Origin of the sequence: Pseudomonas sp. TWI929 (assembly GCF_039673335.1) — a bacterium.
Taxonomy (GTDB): domain Bacteria; phylum Pseudomonadota; class Gammaproteobacteria; order Pseudomonadales; family Pseudomonadaceae; genus Aquipseudomonas.
On the sequence record NZ_JBDJLK010000144.1, the window covers coordinates 1 to 8,281 of the forward strand.

Genomic DNA, 8,281 nt, shown 5'->3' on the forward strand with positions numbered 1-8,281 from the left:
GCAGCTTGGACCTTGTATTCTCTTGAGTAAGATTTACGCACTAATTTTGCCTCCAATTGGGCGCCATCATAGCGCCCGATGAAGGTGTCCAAAATCATTAGGCCAGTTCACGGGGCCGCCTTGCGGGCCTTGGGGGCGCGGGTTTCCCCGCGAAACAGACGACGCGGTGCCGGGCACCGGGTTCGCCGGTGTTCGCGGTTAAACCCGCTCCCACACGTACTGCTCAGGCCTTTAGCCCGTAGCCGGCCTGCATCTACAACTATGGCGCAGGTGGATTGAGCTGCAACACCTCGTTGGTGTATGCCCATTCCTTCTGTACCTGGTCCGGGTGGTCGTTCAGGCGAATGCCATAGGACGGGATGATCTGCTTGATCTTCGCCTGCCACTCGGGCGATGCCACCTTGTCCTTGAACACCTTGTTCAGCACATCGAGCATGATCGGCGGCGCTGTCGAGGCGCCGGGCGAGGCCCCCAGCAAGCCAGCGATGCTACCGTCCTTGGAAGTCACCACCTCGGTACCGAGCTTGAGCACACCACCCAAGGCCTCGTCTTTCTTGATGATCTGCACCCGTTGGCCGGCCTGCCACAAACGCCAGTCTTCTTTCTTCGCCTCGGGGAAGTAGGTACGTAGCGCCTCGAAGCGGTCATTGTCGGATTGCAGCACCTGGCCGATCAGGTACTGCACCAGGTCGAACTCGCGCACCCCAACCCGCACCATTGGCCAGGCGTTGTGCACACTGGTACTGGCAAGCAGGTCGAGCAGCGAACCCTGCTTGAGGAACTTGGTGGAGAAGGTAGCGAACGGGCCGAACAGGATCATGCGTTTGCCGTCGAGCACCCGGGTGTCCAGGTGCGGCACCGACATCGGCGGCGCGCCGGTTGCGGCAATGCCGTAGGCCTTGGCCATGTGGCGCTGGGCAATGGCCGGGTTGTCGGTTACCAGGAACGAGCCGCCGACCGGGAAGCCGGCATAATCCTTGGCCTCGTCGATACCCGACTTCTGCAGCAGTGGCAAGGCAGCGCCACCCGCACCAATGAACAGGAACTTGGCATCGGTGGCTGCTTTGCTGCCATCTTTCAAGTTCTTGTACTCGACATGCCAGGAGCCGTCGCCATTGCGGGTGATGTCCTGCACCTCGGTCGACAGCTTGAGGTCGAAGTTCGGCCGGGTCTGCAGGTAGCCCACGTACTGCCGGGTGATTTCCCCAAAGTTGACGTCAGTGCCAATCGGCGTCCAGGTCACGGCCAGTTTCTGGTTGGGGTCGCGGCCTTCCATCATTAGCGGCACCCACTTGCGGATCTGCTCGTGGTCTTCGGAATACTGCATGGGTTTGAACAACGGGCTGGCCTGCAGCGCCTCGTAGCGCTTTTTCAGGAAGCGAATGTTGTCGTCGCCCCATACAAAGCTCATGTGGGGGGTGGTATTGATGAAGGAGTGCGGGTTCTTCAGCACGCCCTGCCTGACTTGCCAGGCGAGGAACTGGCGGGTGACCTGGAACGACTCGTTGATCTCCACCGCCTTGCTGATGTCGATCTTGCCGTCCTTCTCCGGGGTGTAGTTCAACTCGGCCAGGGCCGAGTGGCCGGTACCCGCGTTGTTCCAGCCGTTGGAGCTTTCCTCGGCCACCTTGTCCAGGCGCTCGACCATTTCCATCGACCAGCCCGGCTCCAGCTCGTTGAGCCACACGGCCAAGGTGGAACTCATGATGCCACCGCCCACCAGCATGACATCGACCTTTCTGGTTTCTGCGGCCTGGGCATTGAGCATGCCGAGCGCCAAGGCTAGCCCGGCCAGCGCCAGTTTTGGTTTGATGGTGATCTTCATAACCTCTCCCGTGCCTCGTTGCTATCCGTAAGTTCAGCCACAAGCTTAGCTGACGGATTTAGTCAGGTATGCTCAAGGTCTATTACCTGAAAGCGGCAGAAGATATCCCAGCCCCTTGGAATACGCTGTCTTGCACAGAGCAGGGGCATTGTGGAAACTGGCAGCGCGGGCTACGCACAGGCTTTTACGCTTTTTTCATCAATCCAGCATCCAGCCGGCATCACCCTCCTCCAGCACGCCACCGTGGTCAGTCCGATCGCCCTTGCGCGCCACGGCCGCGCCCTCGATCAAAAAGTGCTCAGCGCCACTTTCGATTACAGCACCACAGGTGGTCCGGTCACCCACCCTGGCAACCGCCCTGCCATTGAACGTATACGTACTACTACCGCTCTCTACCTGGTTAACGCCATGCAGCGGGCAGCTATGCCGATGGCCTATAAGTACAACAGGGTTCATTGGACCTCTCCTTCAGACGGTGCAGTACGGGATTCGAGATCGATCGCCTCCGGCCAATGAACCTTCGGCGCCAGGCAGTGCATGTGGCTGAGGCCATCGTCATCGTTCCAGTCGCGGGGTGGGTGCACGAACTTCGGCAGGGCTTCGGGGCCTTGCTGCATGAACAGTCGGGCGATGGCCCAGTAAGCCTCGCCCCGATAGAGGTCGTGGGTGAAGAACACCCGGTCGATGACTTCGTCGGTTTCCGGGTTGCGGACTGACAGCATGACGTTTTCGATCAGGCCGCCGTGGCCGGGGGCATAGACTCGGTAGACTTCAGCGGTTACGTCGTCCCAGTTGTAGGCGACAGGTTTGACTCCCCAGTGTTTGCGGCTGAACAGATAGATGTAGTGAAATCTGAATTGATAGAGGTAGATTTTTCGTCGTAGGCGATTGAAGCGGATGGGTTCGTCCCTTGGGAGCGTCAGGTCCATCTTTACATGAGATGCGATGGCCCACATAGCGACTAAGGGGATTAGCAATATAACAAGGGCGACAAACCAGTCACCCGCCCAGTCAACACTGAGCATGAGCCAACATAGATATACAAGCACCCCAAAGGATGCGACCAAACCTGGAATCCAAAGCAAAGCCACTACGCCACGCAGACTGATAGTAGACCGAGGCAACTCCAGGCAAACTTCATCAAGAAAGTTTGGCGCTGGCTTTATGTCTTCAAAACTAAAGGAAGGAACCCTCTGCGAACGGACATCAGGGAGGTCATGGCTCCAACACAGAGCCCGCTTCCATATCACTCTGGGCTTAGCTTTCATTCATTAATCACTTTGATGCAAGATTCAACATAAGCACTCGGCAGCTTACTATCTGGCCAGTACATTATCAGCAGTGTCACAGCACCGATACTATGCGGCCCGATGCTAGCCGAAAGCTCTATAGAACCAGAAATTTCCAGCCAAGACACGGCCATCTCACTTTCGTCTGTCGACAGCTTTCTTCTATTCACCGTAAAATCACTTCTATAGTCCGGAAATCTTGGCTTAGCAAAGTTTTGAAACTTTGTTGCCTTAGTGAGGGCTTCAACTGGCAGGGCTCGATATTCTTCGACAAGCAGAGTCTCTCCACCAATGAAATCCGGAAAATTTCCGTCGCCATGACGATGCACTACTAACGACCAGCGATAGGCTGAAAGCTCATCATTATACCCAGGCAATACGATTTGAAACTTAAGCTTATGCTCCAACTCCATGTGGACCAACCCTCCTATTTTGAATGATTCCGGTCCACTTGAAATTATTGACTCGAAGTTAGCCTTCACCTGAACGCCAAGTGCAGCCGCATTAAGCTCTGCATACGCGATGTCTGCGTATTCAGGAACATCCCAATGCACGGCCCTTTTTTCACCGCCCTTCCCAAAGTAGCAGCGTCGCGCCCAACGCTCCAGAGCATTAGATTCAGTTTGCCCAGCCCACTTGATCATTGCGTATGCGCTGAGCGCCAGCACTATTGCCAGACCTAAAGGCCCTAACGTAAGAGACTTGAGAACTGCGTACGCAAACACTCCAGTTGAAATACCATACACAAAACCTGCGCCAGCATATATCAGACCAGCAGTGTTATCCCCAACTGCAAATGTTCGTTTAGCGGCAGAAGATGCTTGCACTGCATCAAAAATCCCGGCCACTACACTTATCATGGCCCCGAGTCTTATCAGCGACACCGCAGTTCCAGATGTGCTTTTAGCCCAAGACTTACCAATGTGGGCGCCACTTGACCTCAACATGAGCCCAACCAGCTCAATTTGCCCACCCAATATTCCGAGCTGAGATCCCTGCAACGCCAACTTGGCCTCATGCGCCTGGGGTCCAATCTCCGCTTCCGCTTTATCCTGATTCTTGGCCAAGCTGTCTTGCTGCAAATACAACCCACCTATCGCCAGCAGCAATTCCCAACTGCCTGCCACCGCACGCAGGCCAGAGAAACCAGTCCGCACCAACTGACCCGCCTGCTGCGCAGTAATCTTCATCCCCTGAAGAAGTCTGCGCGCATTGGTGTCCAGCGTTCCTGCCGCCACCGAAATATCTACCAACGTACGCTGCGCCAAACTACTCGCCTGAGTCACCTTCATATTGGCTTCCTCAAACAACCGGCCATGCACTTCCGCCGCCGTGCCTTCGACCCACACCGTCACGCTGATCATCGTGTTGGTGAACCGTGGATCAAGCACTGCCAAACTCATCAATCCGTGCTGGATAATCGGCCGCACTTTCTGCATCGACTTCTTCGAGCCGAACTCGAAGTCATCAATGCTCCGATGCATCCGGTCCCGCGCTTCGGCGATCGACACGTTGGCCTTGTGCTGCAACTCCCGCAAGTGGGCACTCTGCAAGGCGTAGTACTCGCCCAGCTTCATCTTCACTTCCAGCTCTATCAGGTGCACGCCGTTGTAAAGAAACTGGGTAGCGCTGTTCAGGTGCCGCACGGCCTTCTGAACACCAGGAGGCAAGCTGGACGCCAAACGCTGGCTAGCCGCGTTCACAGCGCCCTGGGTTTCAGCGATGGCCTGTTTGAGGGTATTGCGCATGCGCAAACCAGCGTCGTCGCTGGCAATCACCTTGCTCAGCATGCTGTAAAGCTTGTCGCTGTCGTTCCAGTTGATGGCTTCGGCATCGCTAAAGCTGGGAAGCAGGCTGGCCAACAACGCTCGGTCTCGCATCAGTAGCGCGCGGTATGGCGGGCTGTCTGGGGCCTGCAGCCATTTCAACCAGAGTATTTCGCTGGTGCCGGCCGCTGGGTTGCCTGCACCGGGCACCACGGCCTCGGTAATGCCACCACCTAGGCACAAGGCCATGGTCTTGGCGTAGGCCACTCCAGATTCGCGATTGTTGCCGTCGTAGTCGTACTGTTCCGCAACCTTGAACATGGGGGTGTCAAACAAAGCAACGTAGGCCTTTGCGTCCTTGTCGATGTAGCGTTGAAACTCGACTTCCTGACGGTCGTACTCAGCCTGGAACGCAGCCCGTTGCGGTTCGTGGTAACGCTCTTCAAGTCTCTTATCGCTGGCCTTCTGCGCTTCTTCGACCATACGCTGCCTGTCCATCTTCGGATCGACCGGCACAAATGGCCCTCTGCCAGCTATTGGTTCAAGTGAAGGCACATCCTGCGCCGCCCATTCCCTGTGCGTTGCACGAATCACCTGCAGAATCTGTGAAGTCTGCAACTGATAGGCCCGCATGGGTTCCTCACGCCACATCTGGCGCTTCACCACCCAGTTCAGCCGCTGATGGTTGTACTCCTGAATCAGGCCGACAGTGTCGTCGAGCACCACCGCCAGCACACCATTCTCCAGCTGGTGCCGGTTCATCGCATTGATCACATAGCCACGCAGGGCGAACCTGCGCAGCCAGCGGCTGTGGAAGCCATGCGCACTGTCGAAGGGTGAACAAGCATGCTGGGTGTACTCGAACACCTCCTTGTCGACCTGGAGGTTGTCGGGTGTCATGGCCATGCCCAGCAGTTCAGGATTGTTGCGTGCCTGGATCAGGTCCAGGCCTTCGAAACGGTGCGCTGGCGCCTCACCCCGCTTGTAGGCGTTCAGCACACTGACCGGCCAGGCATCGCTGGAAAAGGCCAGCCAGGCACTGCCGTATTTTTCGGTATCGATATTGAGGAAGGCCGAGGGGATATCGTGGTCTTCATGCACACACTTTTCCGGCAGTGGTCTTGGCGGGCCATTCGGCGGCTCGTAGGGGTTGAAGCGGCGCAGGTGGCCCTGTTCGCTGACGGCGTAGGCATGCCAGACCTGCTGGTCGAGCAGCACATACAGGTAGCCCATGCGCAAGGTGCGCACCCCCATCTTTGCCGAGATATGCAGGCTGCCGGCCACGGTGGTGACGCACTCCGGGCGGGTGTCCGGCACCAGGGCGCGGCGCAGTGGCAGGATCGGCAGGCCCTGGCGCTCGCAGGACATGCACTGGTCGTGCGGCAGCCCGGCCTCAGCGACGGCGAGGGCAATACGTTGGCTGATGGTCATAAGCGACTCTCCGATTTCGGCAGGGACTCGGTCAGGCGACGCCATTGCGCCTCGGAGTAGCGGGCGAGCAATGGTGCAATCGGAAGCTGCTCCCTGGAGGCGGCATCGATCATGCTGCGCACTGCAGCAAGGGTGTGTATGCGGGGGTGGATGCACAGTTGATGCAGGGCGAGAACCACGATGTCTTCCGGGTCACTCAACCCCAGACCTCGTGCGTCATCGATATGGTTCGATGCACGTACGGCGGCAAACGGCGGAATCTGGCACTGGTTGGCATCGGTCGATCCGGCCCGCAAAGTTCTCCAGCTGGCCAGCACGCGCTCAACCAACAGCACATCGCCCTGAATGCGCTGGGCCGGCTCCGGCAGCGGGTGCCGCTGCCCGCTCTGGCCCTTCAGATTCACCAACCTCCCACCGCTACTCAGGAACAACCAATTGCCAATCGGCCACCATGGGCCTTGTTCCACCTGCCTGAACGACGCCGCAAGCAGTTCAAGGCGTACCGGTTCGTAGACCGGGTAGAAACTGAACGCCCGTTTCGCGTTAGGTACCCGGCACAAGCCGATGAGGTGCGAAGCAATGGCGGCCGACGGCACCTCACTGAACAGCCAGCCGCACAGGTAGCGCCGTCGCTGATACAGCCCCCGCTGGGCTGCCCGGGCAGTCAGCTCCAGCAATGAACGGCTGGGCGCCGTTCCAGGTGCGGCCAGACAAACCAACACGGGGTGCAATTGGGGTGCATGGGCTAGATCGGCCCGATGCACAGGGGTCAATGCACCTTCACCTAAAGTGCTGCGAAGCTGGGCAAGCAAGGCATGCTCACCTTTGTCTTCGGTCGCTAGCGGGTCGATCAGTGCATAACAATGCAAATGTGGCGCATGCTGTTTTTCAACGAGGCTGGCCAGATCATCAGTGCCCATCAGAGTTCACCCTCACACTTGTTGCTGGCATTCGGCGTCAACGCCAGCACCTGGGCGCTCCCTGCCCCTTTCGCAGCCGCGTGGGTTTGCCCTAACAGGTCAAGTGTCAGCCCATTGATGGTGATACCCCGCTCATCCAGGACGATGCTGCCACCCGGCGTTCTCAGCTCGATACGCTCACTGGCTCGTACCTGATAGCGCGTCGTGAGCTGCTCCATGCCGTTACCGACATTCACCCGTTGAGTACCTTTGACGACAAGCTCGTGGTCCTTGCCGACGAAGGCATGCTGATTGCCAGCTGTGGATTCGCTACGGTTGTTGCCTACTTTCCCTGTCAGGTCCTGCTTGATCTCTACTTGGCAGCTTTGCCCGATGAACTGGTTGTAGTTGCCCGCTGTTTCCTGGCGGTAGTCGTTGCCGATGCTCAGTTGCTCGTCATTGCCAACCTGCTCGACGCGGTTCCGCCCGACACGCGTTGTCTCATCATTGCCGACCACATTGTTCTGGTCCCGCTGGGCATGAATGAATACTTCCTCTTTGCCCAGTTCGTCCTCGAAACGCAGCTCGTTGAAACCATCGCCCTTGTGGGTCTGGCTCTTGATGGTCATGCGCGTCTTGTGTTCGGGCAGGTCGTAAGGGGGTAACTGATCACCGCAGTAGGTGCGCCCGGTGATCATCGGCTGGTCGGGGTCAGCGTTGACGTACTGGATGATCACGTCCTGGCCAATACGCGGGATGGCCATCGAGCCCCAGCTGCCACCGGCCCAGCCTTGCGACACCCGTACCCAGCAGGAGCTGAACTCGTTGTTGTTGCTCTCCCGGTCCCAGGGGAAGCTGACCTTGACCCGGCCCCACTCGTCGCAATAGATCTCTTCGCCAGGCGGGCCGACCACGGTGGCCATGTGCGGGCCATCGATACGCGGCTTGGCCAAGGGAGCCGGGCGCCATTCACCTCTGCCGGGCACCAGTACGGCTTCCTGTTTGTAGCGCGTGCCTTGCTCGGCGCCGGCGGCCTCTTCCTGCAGGCTGGTGAACTGGACGCCTTCGTGG

At 58.2% G+C, this 8,281-nt stretch carries 6 protein-coding genes; all 6 read right to left on the reverse strand.

Annotation, left to right across the window (positions count from 1 at the left end):
* Positions 1-259 precede the first annotated feature (259 nt).
* Positions 260-1,825 (reverse strand): malate dehydrogenase (quinone), encoded by a 1,566-nt coding sequence (gene mqo, locus ABE456_RS27770; protein WP_346646784.1) that lies wholly within the window; start codon positions 1,823-1,825, stop codon positions 260-262.
* Positions 1,826-2,023: 198 nt separating this feature from the next.
* Positions 2,024-2,281: a PAAR domain-containing protein gene (locus tag ABE456_RS27775; protein WP_346646785.1), complete on the reverse strand. Its 258-nt coding sequence runs from the start codon at positions 2,279-2,281 to the stop codon at positions 2,024-2,026.
* Positions 2,278-3,093, reverse strand: a complete 816-nt coding sequence (locus ABE456_RS27780) for a DUF6708 domain-containing protein (protein ID WP_346646786.1) — start codon at positions 3,091-3,093, stop codon at positions 2,278-2,280. The genes ABE456_RS27775 and ABE456_RS27780 overlap by 4 nt, the downstream gene beginning before the upstream one ends.
* On the reverse strand, positions 3,090-6,311 hold the full coding sequence (locus ABE456_RS27785) for a T6SS effector BTH_I2691 family protein (protein WP_346646787.1): 3,222 nt from the start codon (positions 6,309-6,311) through the stop codon (positions 3,090-3,092). The genes ABE456_RS27780 and ABE456_RS27785 overlap by 4 nt, the downstream gene beginning before the upstream one ends.
* Positions 6,308-7,231, reverse strand: a complete 924-nt coding sequence (locus ABE456_RS27790) for a hypothetical protein (RefSeq protein WP_346646788.1) — start codon at positions 7,229-7,231, stop codon at positions 6,308-6,310. The genes ABE456_RS27785 and ABE456_RS27790 overlap by 4 nt, the downstream gene beginning before the upstream one ends.
* Positions 7,231-8,281, reverse strand: a 1,051-nt coding sequence (tssI, locus tag ABE456_RS27795) for a type VI secretion system tip protein TssI/VgrG (protein ID WP_346646789.1), incomplete at its 5' end; no start/stop codon positions are given. The genes tssI and ABE456_RS27790, both read right to left, overlap by 1 nt.